This window comes from Mycolicibacterium wolinskyi, from assembly GCF_002101965.1.
GTDB lineage: Bacteria > Actinomycetota > Actinomycetes > Mycobacteriales > Mycobacteriaceae > Mycobacterium > Mycobacterium wolinskyi.
The window spans coordinates 243,872-269,461 of the sequence record NZ_LQQA01000009.1 but is presented as its reverse complement, the minus strand read 5'-3'; the positions used below and the strand labels follow the sequence as shown (position 1 = coordinate 269,461).

At 67.6% G+C, this 25,590-nt stretch carries 26 protein-coding genes; 17 read left to right on the top strand and 9 right to left on the bottom strand.

What is annotated here, in order from left to right:
* Window positions 1–4 precede the first annotated feature (4 nt).
* On the bottom strand, window positions 5–481 hold the full coding sequence (gene mce / locus AWC31_RS08695) for a methylmalonyl-CoA epimerase (protein ID WP_085143838.1): 477 nt from the start codon (window positions 479–481) through the stop codon (window positions 5–7).
* 83 nt (window positions 482–564) lie between these two features.
* Between mce and AWC31_RS08690 the strand changes: the two genes are divergently transcribed.
* The 3 genes from AWC31_RS08690 to AWC31_RS08680 are packed head-to-tail and all read left to right on the top strand — an operon-like array spanning window position 565 to window position 3,103.
* Window positions 565–1,743 (top strand): acetyl-CoA C-acetyltransferase, encoded by a 1,179-nt coding sequence (locus AWC31_RS08690; RefSeq protein ID WP_067858240.1) that lies wholly within the window; start codon window positions 565–567, stop codon window positions 1,741–1,743.
* A gap of 57 nt (window positions 1,744–1,800) precedes the next feature.
* Window positions 1,801–2,196, top strand: a complete 396-nt coding sequence (locus AWC31_RS08685; protein ID WP_110774975.1) for a DUF3817 domain-containing protein — start codon at window positions 1,801–1,803, stop codon at window positions 2,194–2,196.
* A 13-nt stretch (window positions 2,197–2,209) separates the two neighbouring features.
* Window positions 2,210–3,103: a tetratricopeptide repeat protein gene (locus AWC31_RS08680; RefSeq protein ID WP_085143837.1), complete on the top strand. Its 894-nt coding sequence runs from the start codon at window positions 2,210–2,212 to the stop codon at window positions 3,101–3,103.
* 75 nt (window positions 3,104–3,178) lie between these two features.
* On the opposite strand, the gene glgB is transcribed toward AWC31_RS08680, so the two are convergent.
* On the bottom strand, window positions 3,179–5,386 hold the full coding sequence (glgB, locus tag AWC31_RS08675) for a 1,4-alpha-glucan branching protein GlgB (RefSeq protein ID WP_085143836.1): 2,208 nt from the start codon (window positions 5,384–5,386) through the stop codon (window positions 3,179–3,181).
* Window positions 5,387–5,393: 7 nt separating this feature from the next.
* On the bottom strand, window positions 5,394–7,472 hold the full coding sequence (locus AWC31_RS08670; RefSeq protein ID WP_085143835.1) for an alpha-1,4-glucan--maltose-1-phosphate maltosyltransferase: 2,079 nt from the start codon (window positions 7,470–7,472) through the stop codon (window positions 5,394–5,396).
* Window positions 7,473–7,673: 201 nt separating this feature from the next.
* On the opposite strand from AWC31_RS08670, the gene AWC31_RS08665 reads away from it, so the two are divergent.
* From AWC31_RS08665 to AWC31_RS08655, 3 genes are all read left to right on the top strand, one after another.
* Window positions 7,674–10,277 carry a glycosyltransferase family 1 protein gene (locus tag AWC31_RS08665; protein ID WP_085143834.1) on the top strand — a complete coding sequence of 868 codons (2,604 nt, stop codon included), beginning with the start codon at window positions 7,674–7,676 and terminating at the stop codon, window positions 10,275–10,277.
* Window positions 10,274–11,122: a Vgb family protein gene (locus AWC31_RS08660; RefSeq protein WP_067858170.1), complete on the top strand. Its 849-nt coding sequence runs from the start codon at window positions 10,274–10,276 to the stop codon at window positions 11,120–11,122. The genes AWC31_RS08665 and AWC31_RS08660 overlap by 4 nt, the downstream gene beginning before the upstream one ends.
* 76 nt (window positions 11,123–11,198) lie before the next feature.
* The gene (locus AWC31_RS08655) at window positions 11,199–11,903 is read left to right on the top strand and encodes an MspA family porin (protein WP_085143833.1); all 705 of its coding nucleotides are present in this window, start codon (window positions 11,199–11,201) and stop codon (window positions 11,901–11,903) included.
* A 12-nt stretch (window positions 11,904–11,915) separates the two neighbouring features.
* Here the strand turns inward: AWC31_RS08655 and AWC31_RS08650 are convergent, their stop codons facing one another.
* The 3 genes from AWC31_RS08650 to AWC31_RS08640 form a co-directional block, all read right to left on the bottom strand.
* Window positions 11,916–13,358 (bottom strand): neutral zinc metallopeptidase, encoded by a 1,443-nt coding sequence (locus tag AWC31_RS08650; protein ID WP_085143881.1) that lies wholly within the window; start codon window positions 13,356–13,358, stop codon window positions 11,916–11,918.
* Window positions 13,359–13,448: 90 nt separating this feature from the next.
* Window positions 13,449–15,350: an ATP-dependent DNA helicase gene (locus AWC31_RS08645; RefSeq protein WP_272937908.1), complete on the bottom strand. Its 1,902-nt coding sequence runs from the start codon at window positions 15,348–15,350 to the stop codon at window positions 13,449–13,451.
* 102 nt (window positions 15,351–15,452) lie between these two features.
* Window positions 15,453–16,814 carry a nicotinate phosphoribosyltransferase gene (locus AWC31_RS08640; protein WP_264052023.1) on the bottom strand — a complete coding sequence of 454 codons (1,362 nt, stop codon included), beginning with the start codon at window positions 16,812–16,814 and terminating at the stop codon, window positions 15,453–15,455.
* A 35-nt stretch (window positions 16,815–16,849) separates the two neighbouring features.
* Here AWC31_RS08640 and clpS point away from each other — a divergent pair, with 35 nt between their 5' ends.
* The 11 genes from clpS (at window position 16,850) to rdgB (ending at window position 24,240) form a co-directional block, all read left to right on the top strand.
* Window positions 16,850–17,152: an ATP-dependent Clp protease adapter ClpS gene (gene clpS / locus AWC31_RS08635; RefSeq protein ID WP_067858158.1), complete on the top strand. Its 303-nt coding sequence runs from the start codon at window positions 16,850–16,852 to the stop codon at window positions 17,150–17,152.
* 6 nt (window positions 17,153–17,158) lie between these two features.
* Entirely contained in the window at window positions 17,159–17,737 is a 579-nt protein-coding gene (aosR, locus tag AWC31_RS08630; protein ID WP_067858155.1) for an oxidative stress transcriptional regulator AosR, read from the top strand.
* A gap of 31 nt (window positions 17,738–17,768) precedes the next feature.
* The gene (locus AWC31_RS08625) at window positions 17,769–18,788 is read left to right on the top strand and encodes a P1 family peptidase (protein WP_085143879.1); all 1,020 of its coding nucleotides are present in this window, start codon (window positions 17,769–17,771) and stop codon (window positions 18,786–18,788) included.
* Window positions 18,789–18,802: 14 nt separating this feature from the next.
* Entirely contained in the window at window positions 18,803–19,219 is a 417-nt protein-coding gene (locus AWC31_RS08620) for a M67 family metallopeptidase (protein ID WP_067858152.1), read from the top strand.
* 10 nt (window positions 19,220–19,229) lie between these two features.
* Window positions 19,230–19,502 carry a MoaD/ThiS family protein gene (locus tag AWC31_RS08615; protein ID WP_067858149.1) on the top strand — a complete coding sequence of 91 codons (273 nt, stop codon included), beginning with the start codon at window positions 19,230–19,232 and terminating at the stop codon, window positions 19,500–19,502.
* Window positions 19,503–19,505: 3 nt separating this feature from the next.
* Window positions 19,506–20,480, top strand: a complete 975-nt coding sequence (locus AWC31_RS08610) for a cysteine synthase (RefSeq protein ID WP_085143830.1) — start codon at window positions 19,506–19,508, stop codon at window positions 20,478–20,480.
* A complete protein-coding gene (locus tag AWC31_RS08605) occupies window positions 20,471–21,148 on the top strand; it encodes a rhomboid family intramembrane serine protease (protein ID WP_085143829.1) in 678 nt (225 codons plus the stop codon). Before AWC31_RS08610 ends, AWC31_RS08605 begins: the two co-directional genes overlap by 10 nt.
* The gene (murI, locus tag AWC31_RS08600) at window positions 21,145–21,969 is read left to right on the top strand and encodes a glutamate racemase (protein WP_085143828.1); all 825 of its coding nucleotides are present in this window, start codon (window positions 21,145–21,147) and stop codon (window positions 21,967–21,969) included. The genes AWC31_RS08605 and murI overlap by 4 nt, the downstream gene beginning before the upstream one ends.
* A gap of 63 nt (window positions 21,970–22,032) precedes the next feature.
* Complete coding sequence (locus tag AWC31_RS08595) at window positions 22,033–22,806, top strand: cyclic nucleotide-degrading phosphodiesterase (RefSeq protein ID WP_067858138.1); 774 nt, start codon at window positions 22,033–22,035, stop codon at window positions 22,804–22,806.
* 35 nt (window positions 22,807–22,841) lie between these two features.
* The gene (gene rph, locus AWC31_RS08590) at window positions 22,842–23,621 is read left to right on the top strand and encodes a ribonuclease PH (protein ID WP_085143827.1); all 780 of its coding nucleotides are present in this window, start codon (window positions 22,842–22,844) and stop codon (window positions 23,619–23,621) included.
* Window positions 23,622–23,628: 7 nt separating this feature from the next.
* Window positions 23,629–24,240 carry an RdgB/HAM1 family non-canonical purine NTP pyrophosphatase gene (gene rdgB / locus AWC31_RS08585; RefSeq protein WP_085143826.1) on the top strand — a complete coding sequence of 204 codons (612 nt, stop codon included), beginning with the start codon at window positions 23,629–23,631 and terminating at the stop codon, window positions 24,238–24,240.
* Window positions 24,241–24,293: 53 nt separating this feature from the next.
* Here the strand turns inward: rdgB and AWC31_RS08580 are convergent, their stop codons facing one another.
* From AWC31_RS08580 to AWC31_RS37805, 3 genes are read right to left on the bottom strand one after another with little or no spacing between them, the layout of a single operon-like run.
* Window positions 24,294–24,656, bottom strand: a complete 363-nt coding sequence (locus AWC31_RS08580; RefSeq protein WP_067858130.1) for a DUF3817 domain-containing protein — start codon at window positions 24,654–24,656, stop codon at window positions 24,294–24,296.
* Window positions 24,657–25,037, bottom strand: coding sequence for a hypothetical protein (locus tag AWC31_RS08575; RefSeq protein ID WP_067858127.1), 381 nt, complete (start codon window positions 25,035–25,037; stop codon window positions 24,657–24,659).
* 42 nt (window positions 25,038–25,079) lie between these two features.
* On the bottom strand, window positions 25,080–25,274 hold the full coding sequence (locus AWC31_RS37805) for a hypothetical protein (protein WP_234816771.1): 195 nt from the start codon (window positions 25,272–25,274) through the stop codon (window positions 25,080–25,082).
* Window positions 25,275–25,590 lie beyond the last annotated feature (316 nt).

The following is a 25,590-nucleotide window of genomic DNA, read 5'->3' as shown; positions in this document are numbered from 1 at the left end:
GGCCTTAGTGGTCTGAATCGGTAGCCGGCTCGACGAGCTCGACCAGCACGCCGCCGGTGTCCTTGGGGTGGATGAAGTTGATCCGCGAGTTCGCGGTGCCCTTGCGGGGGGCGTCGTAGAGCAGGCGCACACCGTCGGCGCGCAACCGCTCTGACAGGGCATCGATGTCGCTCGTGCGGTAGGCGAGCTGCTGCAGGCCCGGGCCACGCTTGTCGATGAACTTGGCGATCGTCGAGGTTTCGTCCAGCGGCGACATCAGCTGGATCTGAGCGCTGCCCTTCGGGGCGCCCCGCACGGAAAGCATGGCCTCGCGCACGCCCTGCTCCTCGTTGACCTCTTCATGCAGCACGATCATGCCGAGATGATCGTGGTACCACTTGATCGCGACGTCGAGATCGGGCACGGCGATGCCGACATGGTCGATCGCGGTCACCAGCGCGCTGGCGAGCGCTGGACGGGCATCAACGTGCTCGGTGGTCATAACGTAAAGGTAACCTGATACCGCGATTTTTATGCATGTGTGATCGGCCACACTGGCCGTTACAGAACTGTTGGAGGATGGAAATGACGACCTCGGTAATCGTTGCCGGAGCCCGCACCCCGGTCGGCAAGTTGATGGGTTCGCTCAAGGACTTCTCCGGCAGTGACCTGGGCGCGATCGCGATCAAGGGCGCTCTGGAGAAGGGCAATGTCGATCCCTCGCTCGTCGAGTACGTGATCATGGGCCAGGTGCTGACGGCGGGCGCCGGCCAGATGCCGGCCCGGCAGGCCGCGGTGGCCGCGGGTATCGGCTGGGACGTCCCGTCGCTGACCATCAACAAGATGTGCCTGTCCGGCATCGACGCCATCGCGCTGGCGGATCAGCTCATCCGCGCCGGCGAATTCGACGTTGTCGTGGCCGGTGGTCAGGAGTCGATGACCCAGGCTCCGCATCTGCTGCCGAAGAGCCGCGAGGGCTACAAGTACGGCGATGTCACGGTGCTCGACCACATGGCCTACGACGGGCTGCACGACGTCTTCACCGACCAGCCCATGGGTGCGCTCACCGAGCAGCGCAACGACGTCGACAAGTTCACCCGCGCGCAGCAGGATGAGTTCGCTGCACAGTCACACCAGAAGGCCGCCGCGGCATGGAAGGACGGCGTGTACGCCGACGAGGTCGTGCCGGTCTCCATTCCGCAGCGCAAGGGCGATCCGATCGAGTTCGCCGAGGACGAGGGCATACGCGCCAACACCACCGCTGAGTCCCTGGCCGGCCTGCGGCCCGCGTTCCGCAAGGACGGCACCATCACGGCCGGGTCGGCATCGCAGATCTCCGACGGTGCCGCCGCGGTCGTGGTGATGAACAAGGCCAAGGCCGAGGAGCTGGGCCTGACCTGGCTGTGCGAGATCGGGGCCCACGGGGTGGTGGCAGGTCCCGATTCCACGCTGCAGTCGCAGCCCGCCAACGCGATCAAGAAGGCGATCGCGCGGGAAGGCATCACGACCGATCAGCTCGACGTCATCGAGATCAACGAGGCGTTCGCCGCGGTTTCGCTGGCATCGACGCAGGAGCTCGGTGTGGATCCCGCGAAGGTCAACATCAACGGCGGTGCGATAGCGATCGGCCACCCGATCGGCATGTCGGGCGCCCGCATCACCCTGCACGCCGCGCTGGAACTCGCCCGCCGGGGCTCGGGCTACGCGGTCGCGGCACTCTGCGGTGCCGGTGGCCAGGGTGACGCACTGGTCCTGCGTCGCTGACAGCTAAGCCCCGTCATTTACGACAGCCTGTAGTAGCTGGCCGGCGGGTCGGGCACAATGGCGCCCATGACAAGCTCTTTTGACCTGCGCTCGATCCCCGGCTGGTTCCGGCTCATCGGCCTGGCCGAGGCCGTCAGCTGGGCCGGCCTGCTGGTCGGCATGTATTTCAAATACCTGGGCACACCGCGTACCGAGATCGGCGTGAAGATCTTCGGACCGATCCACGGCGGCGTCTTCATCGCATTCGTAGTGGCAGCCTTGCTCGTCGGAATCGCCCACAAGTGGGGCATCGGCACCTGGATCCTGGCGTTGCTGGCGAGCATCGTGCCATTGGGCAGTGTGATCTTCATCATATGGGCTGATCGGACGGCCCGAATGGGGTCGTCGTCGGGTTCGGCAGGTGCCGCTTCGTTGACCGCGCAACCGGGACGGGCCGCACCCGAAACGACGTGACAGACTTGACTGCGTGACGCGTCCACGACCTTCCATCGGCCCGGCGCTGGCCGGCGCGGTTGACCTCTCGGCACTCAAGCAGCGGCCCGCCGCGGGCGGCGACAGTCCGGCACCGGCCGGGCCGGGCGGAGTCGAGGTCACCGAAGCCAACTTCGAAGCCGAGGTGCTTGTTCGGTCCAGCCAAGTGCCCGTGGTGGTGCTGCTGTGGTCGCCGCGCAGCGACGCCAGCGTCCAGCTCGGCGATACGCTGGCCGGCTTCGCCGCGGCCGACGGCGGCAAGTGGTCGCTCGCCGTCGTCAACGTCGACACCACCCCGCGGGTGGCCCAGATGTTCGGCATCCAAGGCGTGCCGACCGTGGTCGCGCTCGCAGCGGGCCAGCCGATCGCGAGCTTCCAGGGCGCCCAGCCGGCCGAGCAGCTGCGGCGCTGGGTCGATTCACTGCTCGAGGCCACCGCCGGCAAGCTGACCGGATCCGGTGAGGCCGAGACCGAGGAAGTCGACCCCGCGGTCGCGCAGGCACGGGCCTACCTGGACGAGGGCAATTTCGCGGCCGCACTCGACGCGTACCAGGCGATCCTGGATGCCCAGCCCAATCACACCGAGGCACAGGGCGCGGTGCGCCAGATCGCCTTCCTGCAGCGCGCGAGCGCGCAGCGGCCCGACGCGGTCGCGGTCGCCGACGCCGCGCCGGGCGACATCGAGGCCGCGTTCGCGGCCGCCGACGTCGAGATTCTGCAGCAGCAGGTCAGTGCTGCGTTCGACCGGCTCATCGCCTTGGTCAAGCGGACGGCAGGCGACGAGCGGACCGCGGTGCGGACCCGGCTCATCGAGCTGTTCGAGCTGTTCGACCCCACCGACCCCGAGGTGGTCGCAGGCCGGCGCAATCTCGCCAACGCGCTGTACTGATTTCCCGCCGAGCAGACGCAGAGTCGCACCAAACGGCGTTCGGTAACGCGATTCTCCGCCTGCTCGGCGAGGAAACTACGCGGGCTCGAACCACAGCATCGCCAGCGGCGGCAGAACCATCACGGCCGACGCCGGGCGGCCGTGCCACGGTTCGTCGGTGGCCTCCACCGCGCCCAGGTTGCCGATCCCCGAGCCGTTGTAGAGCGTGGCATCGGTGTTGAGCACTTCGCGCCAGGTCCCGGCATGGGGGAGTCCGAGCCGGTACTGGCTGTGCTCGCTTCCGGCGAAGTTGACGACGCACGCGAGCATTGACCCGTCGCTGCCGAACCGCAGGAAGCTCAGCACGTTGTTGGCCGAATCGTTGGCGTCGATCCACGAGTACCCCTCCGGGCTCGTGTCGCGGCTCCACAACGCCGGGTGGCTGCGGTAGATCTCGTTGAGGTCGCGCACCAGCCGCTGCACGCCGCCGGAGAAGCCCTGCTCGTCGAGCTGGAACCAGTCCAGCCCACGTTCCTCGGACCACTCGGCGCGCTGTCCGAACTCCTGGCCCATGAACAGCAGCTGCTTGCCCGGATGCGCCCATTGATAGGCGAGCAGGCTGCGCAGGCCGGCCGCCTTCTCGTGATCTCCGCCGGGCATCCGGCCCCACAGCGTGCCCTTGCCGTGCACGACCTCGTCATGGCTGATCGGCAGCACGTAGTTCTCGCTGAACGCGTAGAGCATCGAGAACGTCATCTCGTGGTGGTGATAGTTGCGGTACACGGGATCGCGGCTGATGTAGTCGAGCGTGTCGTTCATCCAGCCCATGTTCCACTTCATCGAGAAGCCAAGGCCGCCAAGGTTTGTCGGGCGAGTGACGCCTGGCCACGAGGTGGATTCCTCGGCCACGGTGACGATGCCCGGTGCGACCTTGTGTACGGTCGCGTTCATCTCCTGCAGGAACTGCACGGCTTCGAGGTTCTCGCGGCCGCCGTGGATGTTGGGTGTCCACCCGCCTTCGGGGCGGGAGTAGTCGAGGTAGAGCATGGAGGCGACGGCGTCCACGCGCAGTCCGTCGACGTGGTATTCCTGCAACCAGTAGAGCGCGTTGGCGACGAGGAAATTGCGCACCTCGGGGCGGCCGAAGTCGAAAACGTAGGTGCCCCAGTCGAGTTGTTCACCGCGGCGTGGGTCGGAGTGCTCGTAGAGCGCCGTCCCCTCGAATCGGCCCAATGCCCAGGCATCCTTCGGGAAGTGGGCGGGCACCCAGTCGACGATCACCCCGATGCCGGCCTGGTGCAGCTGATCGACCAGATAGCGGAAGTCGTCGGGACTGCCCAACCGCGACGTCGGTGCGTAGTACGACGTGACCTGGTAGCCCCACGACCCGCCGAACGGGTGCTCGGCCACCGGCAGCAATTCGACGTGGGTGAAGCCTTGCTCCACAACGTATTCGGTGAGCTCGGTGGCCAGCTGCCGGTAGCTCAGCCCCGGCCGCCACGACATGAGGTGCACCTCGTAGGTGCTCATCGGCTCGAACACCGGGTTGAGCCCGGCCCGGCGGGTCATCCAGTCGTCGTCGTTCCAGGTGTAGGCACTGCTGGTGACCCGCGACGCGGTCTGCGGCGGCACCTCGGTGGCGAAGGCCATCGGGTCGGCGCGGTCGCTGACCGCCCCGTCGGCGCCGTGGACGCGGAACTTGTAGAGGCCGTCGACGGGAAAGCCCGGCCAGAACAGCTCCCAGACCCCCGACGAGCCCAGCACCCGCATCTGCGCCTCGTTGCCGTCCCAGTGGTTGAAATCACCGATCAGGCTGACGCCCTTGGCATTCGGGGCCCACACCGCGAACGACACGCCTTCGACCACGCCGTCGGGCGTCGTGAACGTACGTGGGTGCGCGCCCAGGATCTCCCAGAGCCGCTCGTGGCGGCCCTCGGCGAACAGGTGCAGATCCAGTTCGCCGAGCGTCGGCAGGAACCGGTAGGCGTCGGCCGTCGTATGGGTGTGGATCGTGTCCTCCGCACCGGGATAACCGACTTCGAGACGGTAGTCGACGAGGTTGGTGAACGGTACGGCCACCGCGAACAGTCCGGATTCGACGTGCTGCAACGGATAGCGTTCTCCGCCGATCACGGCCTCGACCTTGGCCGCATGCGGCCGGTAGGCGCGGATGACGGTGTGGTCGCCGTATTCGTGCGCGCCGAGCACCGAATGGGGATCGTGGTGCTCGCCGGCCACCAGCCGGTGGATATCCGACGGGTCGGGCCGCAGTCGTGCGTTGGTGAGCTGATTGGTTCTCGTCATCTCGCCCTCATTCCCTGCGTAGCAAGCCGAGTCGTTTCTCGTACGGTACGAGCGGCATGTTCAACACGTGCGCGACCGCTTTGGCCGGGTCGATGCGGACGTAGTTGGACTGCCCCCACTGGTATTCCTCGCCGGTGATCTCGTCACGCACCCAGAACCGGTCATATGACTCCATACCCAGTGCGGCCATGTCCAACCACAACGTCGCCTCTTCCGGGGCGAACGCGTTGAGGGTCACGACCACGAGCACGGTGTCGCCGGTGATCGGATCGAACTTGCTGTAAGCCAGCAGGGCGTCGTTGTCGAGGTGGTGGAACTTGATGGTCCGCAGTTGGCGAAGCGCGGGATGCAGCCGTCGGATCTCGTTGAGCCGGGCCAGAAACGGCTCCAGCGACTCACCGGCGGCCAGGGCGCCCTCGAAATCGCGTGGCCGCAACTCGTACTTCTCGGAGTCCAGATACTCCTCGCTGCCTTCGCGCACCGGGCGGTGCTCGAACAGCTCGTATCCCGAGTACACCCCCCATGACGAGCTCATCGTCGCCGCGAGGACCGCTCTGATCGCGAACATGCCGGGGCCGCCGTGCTGCAGGCTCTCGTGCAGGATGTCGGGCGTGTTGACCCACAGGCTCGGGCGCGCGCAGTCGGCGTACTTCGCGATCTCCTCACCGAACTCGGTGAGCTCCCACTTCGCGGTGCGCCAGGTGAAGTACGTGTAGGACTGCGTGAAGCCGAGCTTGGCCAGGCCGTAGAGCCGGGCCGGCCGGGTGAACGCCTCGGACAGGAACAGGACGTCGGGGTCCTCGTTCTTGACCTCCGCGATCAGCCAGGCCCAGAAGTTCGGCGGTTTGGTGTGCGGGTTGTCGACCCGAAACACCTTGACCCCGTGCGAGATCCAGTATCGCACCACGCGGAGCACCTCGTGATAGAGGCCGGCCGGGTCGTTGTCGAAGTTCAGCGGGTAGATGTCCTGGTACTTTTTGGGCGGGTTCTCGGCATAGGCGATGGTGCCGTCGGGCAGCACCGTGAACCACTCGCGGTGCTCTTTGGCCCATGGGTGATCCGGCGCGCACTGCAGCGCGAGGTCCAGTGCCACCTCGAGACCGGTGTCCCTGGCCGCGGCGACGAACGCGTCGAAATCGTCGATGGTGCCCAACGCGGGGTGCACCGCATCGTGCCCGCCTTCGTCGCTGCCGATCGCCCACGGCGACCCGACATCACCGGGGGCGGCGGTCACCGAGTTGTTGCGCCCCTTGCGATGTACCTTGCCGATCGGATGGATGGGCGGCAGGTAGACGATGTTGAATCCCATGCGCGCGATGCGGGGCAGCGCGGCCGCCGCGGTGGTGAATGTGCCGTGCACCGGGTGGCCGTCGTCGTCCCAGCCGCCGGTGGACCGCGGGAACATCTCGTACCACGAGCTGAACCGGGCCAGCGGCCGGTCCACCCACACGCCGTATTGGTCGCCGCGCGTTACCAATTCGCGCAACGGGTACTGCATGAGCAACTCGGACACCTCGGCCGACAGCGCCGCGCCCGCGCGCGTGAACGGGTCGCCGGGCGTGCGGAGCAAGGCCGCCGCCTCGAGCAGCGGATCCCGTAGTTTGCGCGGCATCCCGGCCGCGGCACGTTCCAGCAGGCGCGCGCCGACGAGCAGGTCGTTGGACAGCTCGCCCTCACTCTGCCCGGCTTCGAGTTTCGTCTCGACCGCGTGTCGCCAGGTGGCCAGCGGATCGCCCCAGCCGTCGACCCGATACGTCCACAAACCGACGCTGTCCGGTGTGAACTCGCCGTGGAACACATCCGGGGTGCGGCCTTTCGACATCCGCAGGGCCTGCGGTTTTATCCGCTGGCCGGGCCGGACGACCGACTCGATGGGGACCGCGGGACTCGCCGTACCCGGACCGGTCGCCAGTCGCGGAAAGTCCGTGCCGAGATAGCGCACCACCAGCGTGGCGGCGACGGCGTCGTGGCCTTCGCGCCACACCGTGGCCCGCACCGGCACCACCTCGCCCACGACGGCCTTGGCAGGGAAGCGTCCGCCGGAAACCACAGGCGCGACGTCGTCGATTCCGATACGACCGGCCACCCATCCACTCCTCACGTCAACGCGGCGCCGTCGCTGCACTGGCCGCTGTCCCGTTTCACTGTCGTTTTCACTGCCCGTGTCGCGTCTCATACCCACCGTAGTGGGCTGGCCAATCACGCGCGGGTGAAGCGCATGCGTGCCGGGTCACAGCACCATCGCCGTCTGCTGCGAGTACAGGATTTGTCAGTAAGGTTGTGTCGCGTGAAAGCCCTTCGCAGGTTCACCGTCCGCGCTCACCTCCCGGAGCGACTGGCCGCGCTCGAACGACTGTCGATCAACCTGCGCTGGTCCTGGCACAAACCCACGCAGGACCTGTTCGCGGTGATCGATCCCGATCTGTGGCGCCAGACCGATGGAGATCCGGTCGCGCTGCTCGGCGCCGTCAACCCCAAGCGGCTCGACGAACTCGCCGGCGACGACTCGTTCGTCGCGCGCCTGGGTGAGCTGGCCGCAGATCTGGACAACTATCTGACCCGTCCGCTGTGGTACCAGCAGCAAGCCGACAGCGGCGTCGAGATGCCCAAGGGCATCGCCTACTTCTCGATGGAGTTCGGCGTGGCCAAGGTGCTGCCGAACTACTCGGGCGGTCTGGGCATCCTCGCCGGGGATCACCTGAAGTCCGCGTCGGATTTGGGACTGCCGCTCATCGCGGTCGGCCTGTACTACCGCTCCGGTTACTTCCGGCAGTCGCTGACGGCCGACGGCTGGCAGCACGAGAACTATCCGTCCCTCGATCCGCAGGGTTTGCCGCTGCGCCTGCTCACCGACAAGGCAGGCGATCCGGTGTTGGTCGAGTTGGCATTGCCCGACTCGACAGATCTGCGGGCGCGTGTCTGGATCGCACAGGTCGGCCGTATTCCGTTGCTGCTGCTCGATTCCGACATACCGGAGAACGAACACGATCTGCGCAGTGTCACCGACCGGCTCTACGGCGGTGACCAGGAACACCGGATCAAGCAGGAGATCCTCGCCGGCATCGGCGGGGTGCGCGCGATCCGTGCGTTCATCGAGGCCGAGGACATCCCGGCGCCCGAGGTGTTCCACATGAACGAGGGACATGCCGGTTTCCTCGGGGTCGAGCGCATCCGCGAACTCGTCTCGGCCGGGCTGGACTTCGACACCGCATTGACGGTCGTGCGGTCCTCGACGGTGTTCACCACGCACACGCCGGTGCCGGCCGGTATCGACCGGTTCCCGGTCGAGATGGTGAAGCGATACTTCGGCAGCCCGGCCGGTGGTCCCGCGGACTCCCGGCTGCTGCCCGGTGTTCCGTTGGAACGCGTTGTCGCGTTCGGCGCCGAGGACGATCCGTCGAAGTTCAACATGGCCCACATGGGTCTGCGGCTCGCGCAGCGGGCCAACGGGGTGTCACTGCTGCACGGCCGGGTCAGCCGGTCGATGTTCAACGAATTGTGGCCCGGGTTCGATCCGAACGAGGTGCCGATCGGCTCGATCACCAATGGTGTGCACGCCCCGACCTGGGCCGCGCCGCAGTGGCTGGAACTCGGGCGTGGGCTGCTGGGCGCAGAGGTCGCCGAGACTGCGGCCGAGACGACGGTGTGGGAGAAACTGCAGCAGGTCGATCCCGGTCACCTGTGGTGGATCCGGTCCCAGCTGCGCGAGACGCTGATCGCCGATGTGCGGGACCGGCTACGCCGCTCCTGGTTGGAGCGCGGCGCCTCCGATGCCGAATTGGGATGGATCGCAACGGCTTTCGACCCTTCGGTGCTCACCATCGGATTCGCCCGCCGGGTGCCGACCTACAAGCGCCTGACCCTGATGCTGCGCGATCCGGAACGCCTGGAGAAGCTGCTGCTCGATGAGAAGCGGCCCGTGCAGTTGATCGTCGCGGGCAAGTCGCATCCGGCCGACGACGGCGGCAAGGCACTGATCCAGCAGGTGGTGCGCTTTGCCGACCGGCCGGAAGTCCGCCACCGCATCGCGTTCCTGCCGGACTACGACATGTCCATGGCCCGGCTGCTGTACTGGGGCTGCGACGTGTGGTTGAACAACCCGCTGCGGCCGCTGGAGGCGTGCGGCACGTCGGGCATGAAGAGTGCGCTCAACGGCGGGCTGAACCTGTCGATCCGCGACGGCTGGTGGGACGAGTGGTACGACGGTGAGAACGGCTGGGAGATTCCCACGGCCGACGGTCTCGCCGACGAGACGCGCCGCGACGACCTGGAGGCCGCCGCACTGTACGACCTCCTCGAGAGCACGGTGGCGCCCAAGTTCTACGAGCGCGACGAGCACGGCGTGCCGACCCGCTGGGTCGAGATGGTGCGCCACACGCTGCGGGTGCTCGGCCCGAAGGTGCTGGCCTCGCGCATGGTGCGCGACTACACCGAGAAGTACTACCTGCCCGCCGCGCAGTCGCTGCGCAGGACCGTCGAGGCGGCCTCCGGCGAACCGTTCGGCGCGGCACGCGAGCTGGCCGAATACCGCAACCGCGCCGAGGAGGCGTGGCCCAAGATCGAGATCACCGATGTGGACAGCTACGGGTTGCCGGACACGCCGCTGCTCGGCTCGGAGTTGACGCTCACCGCGACCGTTCAGCTGGCCGGGCTGCGGCCTGACGAGGTCGTGGTGCAGGCCGTCCTGGGCCGCGTCGATGCCGGGGACTCGATCGTCGACCCCGTGACGGTGCCGATGAACCACACCGGATCCGGCGACGGCGGCACCGAAGTGTTCTCGACCACTACGCCGCTTCCGGTGGCCGGGCCGGTTGGGTACACCGTGCGGGTGCTGCCGCATCACCCCCTGCTGGCCGCCGACACCGAGCTCGGTCTGGTGACGCTGGCTTGAGCAATTCACTCAAGGTCTCGATCGACGGTGGGCCGTACGCGCTGACGGCCGGGCCGGACGGCGCCATGTGGGTGACGCTCGTGCACGCGGGTGCGATCGCGCGAGTCTCGCCCGACGGTGAGGTCACGACGTATCCGGTCGGCGCCGGGGCACGGCCGTCGATCATCACCGCCGGGCCCGACGGCGCGTTGTGGTTCACCCGTGCCGGTGACGACCGGATCGGCCGGATCACCACGGCGGGGGAGTTGAGCGCCTACGAGTTGCCGGAGGACAGTGCGCCGTTCGGCATCACGGCCGGCACGGACGGCGCGTTGTGGTTCACCGCGATGACGTCCGGAGCGATCGGCCGGATCACCACCGACGGCGAGATCACGAGCGAGATCGTGGTGGGCGGAATGCCGTCGATGATCACCACCGGTCCTGACGGCGCGCTGTGGTTCACCATCAACCAGGGCAACGCCATCGGCAGGCTCGACACCGACGGCAGCCTCAGCGTACGTGAATTGCCCACTGCCGCAGCAGGTCCGGTGGGTATCGCGGCAACACACGACGATGCGGTGTGGTTCACCGAGATCCAGGCCGACAAGGTCGGCCGCATCCCGATGGACGACGCCATCCAGGAACTCGACCTGCCCGGTAAGCCGCATGCCGTCGTCGCCGACCCGGCCGACGGTGTGTGGGTGAGTCTGTGGGGCGCCGACCAGCTCGCCCGGATCAGCGGTGACGGTGAGGTCGTGACGATCGACCTACCCAGCGGCAGCGAGCCGCACGGCCTGGCCATCGGTCCCGACGGTGCCGCCTGGGTGGCGCTCGAAGCGGGGTTCGTGCTGCGAATGCCGACCTGACCTTCCGCGGAAATCGACGGTCGGGTAATCACATAGGCGATACGTTTCCGTGGGGAACTGTAACGAGAGGCCGCCTGTGTTGATTCGTCCGTTGGCACTGTTGACCGTCGTCGTCGCCTACGCGGTCTGCGCACCGCAGGCGTCGGCCGATCCGGAAGCCGACGTCGCACCCCCGCAGGCCGAACCGGCGATCGTCGTGGGGCTCGTGGAATCGACCCCGCCCGCCACCACGAAGACGCCGGACGGCTGGGAGCTCACCGTATCGGCACGCGACGAGACCCAGGCCGTCGTAGCTCCGCTGACCACCGCGGTGTCGTCGCGCGAATACGTCGTCGGCGGCACCTACACCGGGAAGATGTCCGGGCCCGACATCGGCGAAGAGTCGCGTGGCGCGTTGGAGGCCGGCTATCAGATCGGCTGCGGTATCGACATGAGCACATCCAACGGCGTCTCGCTGACGGGGACCGCAGGCATCAACCCGTCCATCGGTGTCATCGGCACCGACGTGATCTCCCCGCTGCCGGAGGGCATCCTCCCCGGCATCGGCGGCAACATCGGCGGCGGCATCACCGTCGGTCTCAAACCCGGCATCATCAACGTCGTCCCGGTCGCGGAAAAGCAGTTCGAAGGAACCGATCCGTGGGTGATGATCAGCAATTTCCGGGTGAAGATCGACGGCTGCGTCGGCCAGTCGTTCATCCGCTCCTACGCGATACTCACCCGGTCGACCGACGAGTCCGAGGCTGTCTTGGCCTGGTACGGCGTGACGAAGGTGGTCTGACACCGGTGCATCTCACGCGAAGCGTTTGAGGCAGCGCTCCTCGTCGCCGAGGATGCCGACGCGGAACGCGTCGATCCTGGAGAATCCCGACGGCACCGACTCGCCGTTGACGTCGCTGGCCACCATGCCGTTGGTGAGGATGCCCGAGACCGCCTCGTCGAGATCGCCCGCCGTCAGGACGATGGTGTTGCCGTCGGGCGTGGTGACGGGCTGGGTGATCTTGGCGGTCGCCACCCCCGCCAGGCATGCCGTGCGCAGCGCCGCCTCCGCGTTGTTGAGCACCAGGCCGCGTTCGTGCTGCAACGCGAGCATGTACCGCGATATCAGCACCGAGTAGGCGGTGTTGTCACCGGCCGCAAGGCCGCCGGCCTCCTGCTCTTCGGGACGCAGGCCGAGCACCTCGAGCTCGTCGAGGTCGACGACGATCGTGTTGGTGTCGGGGCAGTACGAGACCGGCGGACTGGGCCGCGCGCTCGGGCAGTCCTCGGCCGCGGCGGTGTCGAAGCTCAGCTCGGGCCGAACGCGCGGTTTGAACAGGACGTTGAGCGCGTCGATCATGGACCGCACCGACTGCTCGGTGATGGGCAGCTCCCCGGTCTGGTCTTCGGGAAGGAGCACCGGGAGGTCGCCGCGGCGCTGATTGATCTCCTTGACGTCGATGGTCGCGCACGCCGACGCCCCGTCGGTGAATCCGAACTGGAAAGCCGAAATCCGTTCGAACGCCGAACCGTGTTCGTCGACCCCGACTTCGACGTCGGCCTCGCTGAGCAACGGGTCGCGGAACCCGATGACCGACGCGAGCAGATTGTTGAGACCGTCGCCGGTGCTGAGCGTGAAGCGCGGCGAATTGCCCTCGGCCACCCAGCGCATGTACGTGCCGGCCAGGCAGTCGGCCTGCTGTTCGGCCACCAGCGTGGGTGTGTTGCGCCGAACCAGCTTGGCCTGCTGCTGGATCGCGTGCCCGTACTCGTGGGCCAGCACCATCACGACACCCATGTCGCCGTTGAGCTGGCGCAGCGCCGGTAACAGCACACCGCGGTCCCAGCCGATGGTCCGGTCGGGTTTGCAGAACGCGGCGTTGACCAGTCCGTAGGTCTCCAGCCCGCAGAATTCGCCGTCGAAATTCTCGGCGTCCCACGAGATCAGCTCTTCGACCGGTTCGAACTCACCCTCGAACGTCTCGCCGTACGCGGTCGACCAGAACTCCTCGACGTCGCTGACCGCGCTGACGGCCAGATTGTCGATCTTGCCGCCGTCGGTGTCGGTGGCATCCCGGGACGGCTCCGAGGCATCCGGGCGCAAACCGCTCGGACCGTCGGTCGCGGGCATCCCGGCAACCGAGAACGGGTCGTCGAACACCGAGACGGCGGTGCCTTCGACCAGCGTCGAGCAAGCGGCCAGCGGCAGTACCACACACGTTGCTATCACAGCGCCGAACAGGTGCCGTCGGCTCATGGGTGCCGCCTTCCGGTGCACTCGAGCGGCCAGGATGGCTCGCGGACGTTGCCGTCAGAATAGTGAATACCCGGACGGCGGGCCGTGTTATCAGCTCGCGCGGCGCAGCCGCAGCAGGGCCTGCCGCACTCGGTCCGGGTCGGTCGTGGCCCAGAACGGCGGCAGTGAGGCGCGCAGATAACCGCCGTAACGCGCGGTCGCGAGCCGCGAATCCAGCACCGCCACCACACCACGGTCGTCGGTGTGCCGCAGCAACCGACCGGCCCCCTGCGCCAGCAACAGCGCGGCGTGGTTGGCGGCAATGGCCATGAACCCGTTGCCGCCACGTGCGCTGATGGCCCGTTGTCGTGCGGTCAGCAGCGGATCGTCGGGGCGCGGGAAGGGAATCCGGTCGATGATGACCAGTGACAGTGATGGCCCTGGCACGTCGACGCCCTGCCACAGCGAGAGGGTGCCGAACAACGATGTCTCCGGATCGGCCGAAAAGCGTTGCACCAAAGCCGAAGTGGTGTCTTCGCCCTGACACAGCACCGGTGTGGTGAGCCGTTCGCGCATCACCTCGGCAGCCGCCTTGGCCGCGCGCATCGACGAGAACAGGCCGAGCGTGCGGCCGCCGGCCGCCGTGATCAGACCCGCGATCTCATCGAGCGCCTCGGCGCCGGTGCCGTCGCGGCCCGGTGCGGGTAAGTGCTTGGCGACGTAGAGAATCGCCGACTTCGCATGCTCGAACGGCGACCCGACGTCAAGGCCGCGCCAGCCCGGTTCGGCGTTCTCCTCGAAACCGGCCAAACCCCAATTGCGCGCCATCGCGTCGAAGTTGCCACCCAATGTCAGCGTTGCCGACGTCAGCACCGCGGTGGTGTGGGCGAACAGCCTCGTTCGCAGCAGGCCCGACACCGACATCGGCGCCACGCGGAGGATGGATCGCGTTGTCCCACGCGATTCTTCGTGGTCGACCCACACGACGTCGGTGCGGTCCGGGATCGCGGGGACGAACGACGTCAGGACACGGGTGGCGGTGTCGCTGACGTCGTTGAGGGCGGTGACCGCCTCGGTGCGCGCCGACGCGGCCTTCGGGTCGCTCGGCGACGTGTCGATCGCGGTCCTGGCGGCGTTCGCCGCATCACGCAGTGCGGTCAGATACGTCGCAAATTCCTCGTCGAGAACGTCGATGCGGCCGGCGGGAATGTCGAAGAGCATCGAGGACAGCGTTGCGGTCGCGGCTTCGAAGCGCTGGGCCAGTTCGGCATCGACGAGCCGGGCCATGCGCCGGTGCGCGACGCCCATCGACGTCGGGGACAGTTCCCCGGTGGCCACGCCGGTGACCCGGTCGGCCAGTTCGTGCGCCTCGTCGACCACGAGCAGTTCGTATTCCGGCAGGACCGCGAAGTCCGAGAGCGCGTCGATGGCCAGCAGGGCGTGATTGGTGACGACAACATCTGCCGCGCCGGCGGTTGCCCTGGCTCGCTCGGCGAAGCAGTCGGTGCCGAATGGGCAGCGCGACACCCCGATGCACTCGCGCGCCGACACGCTGACCTGACCCCATGACCGGTCGGGCACACCGGGAACCAACTCGTCGCGGTCGCCGGTCTCGGTGTCCGACGACCATTCGATGAGCCGCTGGACATCGCGCCCCAGTGCGCTGACCGCCATCGGCGAGAACAGCTCGTCCTGCGGGCGATCGTCCGGTTCGGTCGCGGCCCCGTTGTGAACCTTGTTGAGGCACAAGTAATTTCCGCGACCCTTCAGCAACGCGAACCGGGGGCGGCGAGGCAGCACGTCGGTGAGCGAATCCGCGAGCCGGGGGAGGTCACGGTCGACGAGCTGGCGCTGCAGGGCGATGGTCGCCGTCGACACCACGACCGGCTGCTCGGTCTGCAGGGACCGCGCGATCGCCGGTACCAGGTACGCCAGCGACTTGCCGGTCCCGGTGCCGGCCTGCACGGCAAGGTGCTCACCCGATTCGAAGGCGTGGGCGACGGCCTCGGCCATCTGGATCTGGCCGGTGCGGCTGGTGCCGCCAAGGCCCTCGACGGCGACGGCGAGCAGTTTGGTGACGAGATTGGTGGTGACAGAGTCGGGCGTGGTCAGCTCCTAACGGTCTGCGCCGCGGTGTTCGACGACGCTCGGCACCATGCGCGTCGGAATGGCGGCCTCACCGCGGGAGAGCTTGAGGCCGTCCCACGGCAGGCTGTGCAGGCCGGCCGCCACGCGGTCGCGGGCGGCGGCCAGCTTGTCGGCCGCGTCGGTGTCGTCGACGGGCCTGCCGCCCTTCACGAGAGGCACGCTGAGTTGCCGCGCCGTCAGGCCGGGCTGCGGCTCCGGCGGTTGCCCATGCGGATACACCACTTCTTCGACGATGGTGCCCGAGGCTTTGGCCAGCCGCAGCGCCTGCTTGCGGCCGCCATGGGATTCCTTGTGGCTGCTGCGTTTGGCCACGGGCATGCCGTCGACCTCGACGAGTTTGTAGACCATGCTCGCGGTCGGGGCGCCCGACCCGGTCACCACCGACGTGCCGACGCCGTAACTGTCGACGGGCTCGGCGCGCAGCGCGGCGATCGCGAACTCGTCGAGGTCGCCGGAGACCACGATGCGGGTCTTGGTCGCGCCGAGCTCGTCGAGCTGCTGGCGCACCTGGCGGGCCAGCACACCCAGATCGCCGGAGTCGATGCGTACCGCCCCGAGCTCGGGGCCGGCCGCGGCGATCGCGTTCTCCACGCCCCTGGTGATGTCATAGGTGTCGACGAGCAGTGTCGTGTCGACGCCGAGCGCAGCGACCTGCCCGCGGAACGCGGCCTGTTCGTCGGGCCCCGCTGCCGTGGTGTGCAGCAGCGTGTAGGCGTGCGCCGCGGTACCCATGGCCGGTACCCCGTAGCGGCGCTGGGCCTCCAGATTCGACGACCCGGCGAAGCCGGCCAGGTAGGCGGCACGCGCGGCGGCCACCGCAGCCTGCTCGTGCGTGCGCCGCGAGCCCATCTCGATCATCGGCCTGCCCTGCGCGGCGCTGGCCATGCGGGCCGCCGCCGAGGCGATCGCCGTGTCGTGGTTGAAGATTGACAGCACCAGCGTCTCCAGCACCACACACTCGGCGAATGTGCCGTGCACGCTCAGCACGGGGGAGCCGGGGAAGTAGAGCTCGCCCTCGGCGTAGCCCTCGACGTCGCCGGTGAACCGGTAGCCGGCCAGATAGTCCAGGCTCTCGGCGTCCAGGAAGTCCGCGAGCGCCGCAAGCGAGGGCTGATCGAACCTGAACTCTGCCAACGCTTCCACGAAGCGGTCGGTGCCCGCGACCACGCCGTAGCGCCGGCCCTCGGGTAACCGGCGCGCGAACACTTCGAACGTCGTCTGCCGGTGTGCGGTGCCGTCGCGCAGCGCAGCGGCAAGCATGGTCAGCTCGTATTTGTCGGTGAGCAGCGCGACCGTCACATGTGCAACCGTAGAGCAACGACGGCTGATTTAAGATCACCGGATCGCGCCGGTATTGTGGGCGCATGGTTACACCGGCGAAGGCCCGACCGGGAACCCGTGAGGAATCCGATGTCGCCACCGTTGAGTCCACCGAAAACCCGTGGGTGACCATCGTCTGGGACGATCCGGTCAATCTGATGAACTACGTCACCTACGTCTTCCAGAAGCTGTTCGGCTACAGCGAGCCGCATGCCACCAAGCTCATGCTGCAGGTGCACAACGAGGGCAAGGCCGTGGTGTCCGCGGGTAGCAGGGAGTCGATGGAAACCGACGTCTCCAAACTTCACGCGGCAGGTCTGTGGGCGACCATGCAGCAGGACCGCTGATCACCGGTGCGGAAATGGAAGCGGGTCGAGACCGCTAACGGCCCGCGGTTCCGGTCGGCGCTCGCAGCGCACGAGGCCGCGCTGCTGTCGAGCCTGGTCGGGTCATTGGTGGGCATGCTCGACGAGCGCGAATCATCCGGCCCCACAGACGAACTCGAAGCGATCACCGGGATGAAGACCGGTAATCCGCAGCCGCCGCAGGACGCCACGATGAAGCGCCTGCTGCCAGACTTCTACCGGCCGCAGACCGAGCACCCGGCCGGCTCGGGTACCGCCGAAAGCCTCAACAGCGCGCTGCGCGGCCTGCACGAGCCCGCGATCATCGACGCCAAACGCGAAGCGGCCCAACGCCTGCTCGACACCGTGCCGGACGGCGGCGGCAAGTTCGAGCTGAGTGAGGACGACGCGCAGGCCTGGGCGAGCGCGGTCAACGACGTTCGTCTCGCGCTCGGCACCATGCTCGACATCGGACCCGACGGGCCGGACCGGCTGTCGCCGGAGCATCCGATGGCCGGGCATCTCGACGTTTACCAGTGGCTCACGGTTCTGCAGGAGTACCTGGTGCTCGGCCTGATGGGGAAGTAATGAGCGCTTGCGCGAAGAACGGACAGTGCTGATGGGTTCGATCACCGACGTCGGCGGCATCCAGGTCGGCCACCATCACCGGCTCGACCCGGACGCGGCACTCGGCTCGGGATGGGCATCGGGCACGACGGTCGTGCTGGCCCCGCCCGGCACCGTCGGCGCGGTCGACGGCCGCGGCGGCGCGCCGGGGACGCGGGAAACCGATCTGCTCGACCCGATCAACACCGTCCGCCACGTGGACGCGGTGGTTCTCACCGGCGGCAGTGCCTACGGCCTTGCCGCCGCCGACGGCGTAATGACGTGGCTCGAGGAACAGGGCCGCGGTGTCGCGATGGACGGCGGCGTCGTGCCGATCGTCCCGTCCGCGGTGATCTTCGACCTTCCGGTGGGCGGCTGGGGTTGCCGGCCGACCGCGGAGTTCGGGCGGGCGGCGGCGGAGGCGGCGGGCACCGCGTTCGCCCTCGGCACCGTCGGCGCCGGTGTCGGAGCGCGGGTGGGCGTACTCAAGGGCGGGGTCGGCACCGCGTCCGTGACGCTGGAATCCGGCGTGACCGTCGGCGCGCTCGTGGTGGTCAACGCGGCAGGCGACGCGGTCGACCCGGCGACCGGCCTGCCGTGGATGAGCGAGTACGTCGAGGAGTTCGGGCTCATCGCGCCGCCGGCCGACCAACTGGCCGGATACGCCGATCTGCGCTCCGAGCTCAGTCCCCTCAACACCACCATCGCGGTGGTGGCCACCGATGCCGCGCTCAGCCCGGCCGCGTGCCGGCGCGTCGCCGTGGCCGCGCACGATGGGCTCGCGCGCACCATCCGGCCGTGTCACACCCCGCTGGATGGGGATACGGTGTTCGCGCTGGCCACGGGCGCGATCACGGTGCCGCCGGATCCGAGGACGCCGGTCGCGATGTCGCCCGAGACGGTGCTGGTCACGCAGGTCGGCGCGGCCGCGGCGGACTGTCTGGCGCGAGCGGTCGTGGTCGGGCTGCTGGCCGCCGAGTCGGTAGCCGGAATACCGACCTACCGTGACATGTTGCCCGGAGCGTTCGAATGAAAGGTGCAAAACAGGTGCTGGTGATACGCCGCGACCTCGTCGAGGCCATGGTGGCGCACGCCCGGGCCGACCACCCCGATGAAGCCTGCGGGGTCATCGCAGGCGCCGACGGCTCCGACCGGCCCGAGCGGTTCATCGCGATGGCCAACGCCGAACGATCGCCGACGTTCTACCGGTTCGATTCCGGTGAACAGCTCAAGGTGTGGCGCTCGATGGACGATGCCGACGAGGTGCCCGTCGTCATCTATCACTCACACACCGCGACCGAGGCGTACCCGAGCCGCACCGACATCTCCCTGGCGCAAGAGCCCGACGCGCATTACGTGCTGATCTCCACGCGTGACCCCGACGAGCATGAGCTGCGCAGCTACCGCATCGTCGACGGTGTCGTCACCGAAGAACCCGTCGATATCGTTGAGCAGTACCAATAAGGAGCAACCCGTGACAGTTACCGTCTCGATCCCCACGATCCTCCGCCCGCACACCGGTGGGCAGAAGCGCGTGAGCGCCTCCGGCGACACCCTGCAGGCCGTGATCACCGACCTGGAGAACAACTACTCCGGCATCTCCGACCGCCTCGTCGATAACGGCAAGCTGCACCGCTTCGTCAACATCTACGTCAACGACGAGGACGTGAGGTTCTCCGGCGGCCTCGACACCGCGATCTCCGACGGCGACTCGGTGACGATCCTGCCCGCCGTCGCCGGTGGATAGCTGATGGCGCGTTACGACTCGCTGCTGCAGGCCCTCGGCGACACCCCGCTGGTGGGGCTGCAGAACCTGTCGCCGCGGTGGGACGACGGCGACGACGGCACGCCGCACGTCCGGCTGTGGGCCAAGCTCGAGGACCGCAACCCAACCGGGTCGATCAAGGACCGGCCCGCACTGCGGATGATCGAGCAGGCCGAACGCGACGGCCTGCTGGCACCGGGCGCCACCATCCTGGAACCCACGAGCGGCAACACCGGCATCTCGCTCGCGATGGCGGCCCTGCTCAAGGGCTACAACATGATCTGCGTGATGCCCGAGAACACCTCGATCGAGCGGCGCCAGCTCCTCGAGCTCTACGGCGCCCGGATCATCTTCAGCCCGGCCGAGGGCGGATCCAACACCGCCGTCGCGACCGCGAAAGAGCTTGCCGCAGAAAACCCTTCGTGGGTGATGCTCTACCAGTACGGCAATCCCGCCAACACCGACGCGCATTACTACGGCACCGGCCCGGAACTCTTCGCCGATCTGCCCGAGATCACCCACTTCGTCGCGGGCCTCGGCACCACCGGAACCCTGATGGGCACCGGCCGGTTCTTGCGCGAGCACGTGCCCGGCGTGCAGATCGTGGCCGCCGAACCGCGCTACGGCGAGGGCGTTTACGCGCTCCGCAACATCGACGAGGGGTTCATCCCCGAGCTGTACGACGCGGACGTGCTCACCACCCGGTTCTCGGTGGGGTCGTTCGACGCGGTGCGGCGCACGCGGGAACTGGTGACACGCGAAGGCATCTTCGCCGGTATCTCCACCGGAGCCGTGCTGCACGCCGCGTTGGGGATGGCCGCCAAGGCGGTCAAGGCCGGTGAACGGGCCGACATCGCGTTCGTGGTGGCCGACGCCGGTTGGAAGTATCTGTCGACCGGCGCATACGCCGGTAGCCTGGATGACGCCGAGGACGCGTTGGAAGGGCAGCTATGGGCTTGAGTGGCTCCGCCGGATTCCCCGCCGCCCCCACGCCGAAGAACAAGAAGCCGCCGGCGTGGAAGGTGGGCGGAGCCACCATCCTGACTTTCGTCGCCCTGCTGTACGTCATCGAACTCGCCGACCAGCTGTCCGGGGGACGCCTGGACCGCAACGGGATTCGCCCTCTGGAGACCGACGGGTTGTGGGGCATCCTGTTCGCCCCGCTGCTGCACGCCAACTGGCAGCATCTCGTCGCCAACACCGTGCCCGCGCTGGTGCTCGGATTTCTCGTCACCCTCGCCGGGATGTCGCGGTTCGTCTGGGCGACGGCGATCATCTGGATTTTCGGCGGGATCGGCACCTGGCTGATCGGCGACGTCGGTGGCTGCCCGCTGCCCACCAACCACATCGGTGCCTCGGGCCTGATCTTCGGCTGGCTGACCTTCCTGCTGGTGTTCGGGTGGTTCACCCGCCACGTCTGGCAGATCGTCGTCGGCATCGTGGTGCTGTTCGTCTACGGCGGCATCCTGTGGGGTGCGGTGCCGGTACTCAACACGTGCGGCGGAGTGTCCTGGCAGGGGCATCTGTGCGGAGCCATCGCAGGCGTCGTCGCGGCCTACCTCCTGGCCGGGCCGGAACGCAAGGCGCGCGAAGCACGCAAACGGAGCCAGCCGTATCTGAACTCATGACCGACCAACTCGCGCCGATCGGCATCTTCGATTCCGGAGTCGGCGGGCTCACCGTGGCCCGCGCCATCATCGACCAACTACCCGACGAGGACATCGTCTACGTCGGCGACACCGGCAACGGGCCCTACGGCCCGCTCACCATCCCGGAAATCCGCGCCCATTCGCTCGCGATCGGCGACGATCTGGTGTCGCGTGGCGTCAAGGCCTTGGTGATCGCCTGCAACACCGCGTCGTCGGCATGCCTGCGGGACGCGCGTGAGCGCTACTCGCCCGTCCCGGTGATCGAGGTGATCCTGCCCGCGGTGCGCCGGGCCGTGGCCGCAACCCGCAATGGGCGCATCGGCGTCATCGGCACCGCCGCGACCATCGCGTCGGGCGCATACCAAGACGCGTTCACCGCGGCGCGCGACACCGAGGTGATCGGGGTGGCCTGTCCGCGGTTCGTCGACTTCGTCGAGCGCGGGGTCACGAGCGGGCGCCAGGTCCTCGGGCTCGCGGAGGGCTATCTGGAGCCGTTGCAGCGGGCCGAGGTCGACACGCTGGTGCTGGGCTGCACGCACTACCCGATGCTGTCGGGGCTCATCCAATTGGCCATGGGCGACAACGTCACTCTGGTGTCGTCAGCCGAGGAGACCGCGAAGGATCTGCTGCGGGTATTGACCGAGCTGGATCTGCTGCGGCCACACGAGACCGGGCCCGCGCGGCGCGTGTTCGAGGCGACGGGCGATCCCGAGGCTTTCACCGCGTTGGCGGCCCGGTTCCTTGGCCCGAGCCTGGACGGAGTACGCCCGGTGCGGCGTCACGCCGGCGCCCGAAGATGATCTCTGTCGCCAAACCGGGCATGTCTTGGCCAGGTGCATAGCAAGCATGGCAAGCTAGACACTGTGCGATTGACCGTACTGGGATGCTCCGGCAGCGTTGTCGGCCCAGATTCGCCAGCTTCTGGCTACCTCGTCACCGCACCGGACACGATCCCGATGGTTATCGACTTCGGCGGCGGTGTGCTCGGTGCGCTGCAGCGCTATGCCGATCCCAATTCGGTCAACGTCCTGCTGTCGCATCTGCATGCCGACCACTGCCTGGATCTGCCCGGCTTGTTCGTGTGGCGGCGGTATCACCCGATGCCGGCGACCGAGCGCGGGTTGATGTACGGGCCTGCACACACCTGGTCTCGGCTGGGCGCCGCATCCTCGCCCGAGGGCAACGAAATCGACGATTTCTCCGACATCTTCGAAGTTCGCCACTGGGAAGACGGCAAAACCGTCGAGCTCGGCACACTGAGCGTGACGCCGCGGCTGGTGTGTCACCCCACCGAGTCCTACGGCATGCGCTTCACCGATCCGTCCGGGGCCACCCTGGTCTACAGCGGTGACACCGGGTACTGCGATGCGCTCGTCGACCTGGCGCGCGGCGCCGACCTGTTCCTGTGCGAAGCGTCGTGGACGCACGACCCATCGCGACCACCCAAGCTTCACCTTTCCGGTACCGAGGCCGGCCGCGCGGCCGCCGCTGCCGGGGTAGGTGAGTTGCTGCTCACCCACATTCCGCCGTGGACCTCACGCGAGGACGTCATCAGCGAAGCCAAGGCGGAGTTCGACGGCCCGGTGCACGCGGTGGTGTGCGGCGAGGTCTTCGATGTCACTCGGGGCGGTGTCTGAGAGGGAACGTCGTACCGACCCGATAGGGTTGGCGCGTGTCCAGACGAGAAGATGGGCGGCTCGATGACGAGCTGCGTCCGGTGGTCATCACCCGCGGCTTCACCACACATCCGGCCGGGTCGGTATTGGTCGAGTTCGGCCAGACCCGGGTGATGTGCACGGCATCGGTCACCGAGGGGGTACCGCGCTGGCGCAAGGGGTCGGGGCAGGGCTGGCTCACCGCCGAATACGCCATGTTGCCCGCCGCCACCCACGACCGCTCGGACCGCGAATCGGTCAAAGGTCGCGTGGGCGGGCGCACCCAGGAGATCAGCCGGCTGATCGGGCGGTCCCTGCGCGCATGCATCGACCTTGGGGCGTTGGGGGAGAACACCATTGCCGTCGACTGTGATGTGTTGCAGGCCGACGGCGGTACCCGCACCGCGTCGATCACCGGCGCCTACGTCGCGCTCGCCGATGCGGTGACCTACCTGTCGGCGGCCGGGCGGCTGTCGGACCCGCGGCCGCTGTCGTGTGCCATCGCGGCGGTGTCCGTCGGCGTGGTCGACGGGCGCGTACGCGTCGACCTGCCCTACACCGAGGACTCCCGCGCCGAGGTGGACATGAACGTCGTCGCCACCGACACCGGCACGCTCGTGGAGATCCAGGGCACCGGCGAGGGTGCGACGTTCCCGCGCTCGACGCTCGACAAGCTGCTGGATGCCGCGCTCGGTGCCTGCGAGCAGCTCTTCGTGCTTCAGCGCGAGGCGCTCGAGCAGCCGTATCCGGGCGTGCTGCCTGAAGGCCCGGCGCCGAAGAAGGCCTTCGGAAGCTGATATCGCGGTGACTCAGCTACTGGTCGCCAGCCGCAATCCCAAGAAGCTGGCCGAGCTGCGACGCGTGCTCGACGCCGCCGGGGTGTCCGGGCTTGAGCTCCTGTCGTTGGCCGACGTGGCGGCGTTCGACGAGGCGCCCGAAACCGGCGCCACGTTCGAGCAGAACGCGGAGGCAAAGGCGCGCGACGGGTATGCCGCAACCGGAATAGCCTGTGTCGCAGACGATTCCGGCATTTCGGTCGACGCGTTGAACGGTATGCCCGGCGTGCTGTCGGCACGGTGGTCCGGCGTACACGGGGATGATGCGGCGAACACTCGGCTACTGCTCGCGCAGCTGTCCGATGTGCCTTCCGAGCGGCGGGGCGCGGCATTTGTGTCGGCATGCGCGCTGGTGTCCGCGGCCGGCTCCACGGTGGTGCGGGGGGAGTGGCCCGGGACGGTCACCCGCGAGCCCCGCGGTGACGGCGGCTTCGGCTACGACCCAGTGTTCCTGCCGGAAGGGTCGACACGTACCGCGGCCGAGCTCACGCCCGCCGAGAAGGACGCGGCCTCACATCGTGGACGTGCGCTCGCCTTGCTGGTGCCCGCGCTGCGGGAGTTGGCTGCCCGTCGAGTGTGAGGTTGTGATCGACTTTTCGGCCGAATCTTGAACACAAGCCAACCTTCGGCGGGTTACAGACCGAAGCGCTGCTTGATGTCTCGGGTGTTGAAATGCTCGACGATGATGCCGAGGAACGGGATCGTGCCCGACAACAGGACGCCGATCGTCTTACCGATGGGCCAGCGGATCTTGACTGCGAGGTTGGCCGTGAACATCAGGTAGATGAAGTACACCCAGCCGTGCACCACGCCGATCCAGCCCGGCGGATTGTCGACCTGCACGATGTATTTGAGCACCATCTCGTAGCAGAGCGCGATGAGCCACAGGCCAGTCGCCCAGGCGAACACGCGGTAGCCGAGCAGCGCCTTGCGGATGGTCTCCTTGGGGGTCGAGACCTCGCCTTCGGCTTCGGCGGGGGATTCGGGTGACGTCATCTATCGGTCCCTGTCTTTCTTCTCGGGCATGGCATCCGACTTCGCCAGCTCGGCAAGGTATGCGTTGTACTCGGAGAGAGTCCGGTCGCTCTCGTCGCGGGTCGCGGGCTTGGGCCGTTCGGGCAGCAGGCCGGCGGGAATCTCGGTGACCTCGTTCTTGGGCCGCTCAGGCGGAGCCTCTTCATACCGGACGAACTTGTAATACGCATAGAAGCAGAAGCCCGCGAACATCGGCCACTGCAGGGCATAGCCGAGATTCTGGAACGTGCCCGACGCCGACTCATAACGGGTCCACTGCCACCACGCCAACCCCAGGCAGCCGGCGGCGCCAAGGATCACCAGCAGGATGAGCGCTGGTCTCCTACGGCGTGTAGTGGACATTCGTCCATGGTACGGCGAGGTGCTTGGGTTGCTCCCGTGCGCTCAGACTTTGGGACCGATGAACTCGTCGAGGCGAGCGGTCGCTGCCTTGCGATACACGGCGACGTCGTACCTGCTGGGGCGGGTCCACGGAATTCCAAGCTCATCGAGTGCCTCGCAATACAGGCCGCGGATGTCGTCGGATCGATTGGAGAAGTGATAGCGAATGCTCTTGACGCCCCGATCGTCGGCGACCACACGGCAACCGTCACTGTGGATCAATCCGCGGACAAACTCCTCGGTGGCTTCTTTGACAAGGGCTTTCTGCCAAGGTTCAAGCCGTATTGGTCTCGTGTGCTTTTTGCCTGGACCGTGCTGCGGAAGCAAGCACGGCCAGTGCTTGCTATAAAGCGAGACTACGACGCATGCGGTCGGTTGCCGCTCAACTGACGCACGTTGACCGGGCATCAGGGTCTCGATGGCCGCGCGGCAGCTATCGATGATTCCTGGGTACTTCTGGTCGAGTGTGACCCTGAGTCGATATGCCCGTGGATGTTGCGAGACACACCCGTCG

Excerpts from the sequence above, each read along its gene's own strand:
- AWC31_RS08610 (WP_085143830.1), top strand. The coding sequence starts at position 19,506 with ATGGCGCGTTACGACTCGCTGCTGCAGGCCCTCGGCGACACCCCGCTG.
- clpS (WP_067858158.1), top strand. The coding sequence starts at position 16,850 with ATGGTTACACCGGCGAAGGCCCGACCGGGAACCCGTGAGGAATCCGAT.
- glgB (WP_085143836.1), bottom strand. The coding sequence starts at position 5,386 with ATGACGAGAACCAATCAGCTCACCAACGCACGACTGCGGCCCGACCCG.
- AWC31_RS08685 (WP_110774975.1), top strand. The coding sequence starts at position 1,801 with ATGGCGCCCATGACAAGCTCTTTTGACCTGCGCTCGATCCCCGGCTGG.
- AWC31_RS08690 (WP_067858240.1), top strand. The coding sequence starts at position 565 with ATGACGACCTCGGTAATCGTTGCCGGAGCCCGCACCCCGGTCGGCAAG.
- murI (WP_085143828.1), top strand. The coding sequence starts at position 21,145 with ATGACCGACCAACTCGCGCCGATCGGCATCTTCGATTCCGGAGTCGGC.
- AWC31_RS08580 (WP_067858130.1), bottom strand. The coding sequence starts at position 24,656 with ATGACGTCACCCGAATCCCCCGCCGAAGCCGAAGGCGAGGTCTCGACC.
- AWC31_RS08650 (WP_085143881.1), bottom strand. The coding sequence starts at position 13,358 with ATGAGCCGACGGCACCTGTTCGGCGCTGTGATAGCAACGTGTGTGGTA.
- mce (WP_085143838.1), bottom strand. The coding sequence starts at position 481 with ATGACCACCGAGCACGTTGATGCCCGTCCAGCGCTCGCCAGCGCGCTG.
- AWC31_RS08645 (WP_272937908.1), bottom strand. The coding sequence starts at position 15,350 with ATGGCCGAGGCCGTCGCCCACGCCTTCGAATCGGGTGAGCACCTTGCC.
- AWC31_RS08605 (WP_085143829.1), top strand. The coding sequence starts at position 20,471 with ATGGGCTTGAGTGGCTCCGCCGGATTCCCCGCCGCCCCCACGCCGAAG.
- AWC31_RS08625 (WP_085143879.1), top strand. The coding sequence starts at position 17,769 with ATGGGTTCGATCACCGACGTCGGCGGCATCCAGGTCGGCCACCATCAC.
- AWC31_RS08575 (WP_067858127.1), bottom strand. The coding sequence starts at position 25,037 with ATGTCCACTACACGCCGTAGGAGACCAGCGCTCATCCTGCTGGTGATC.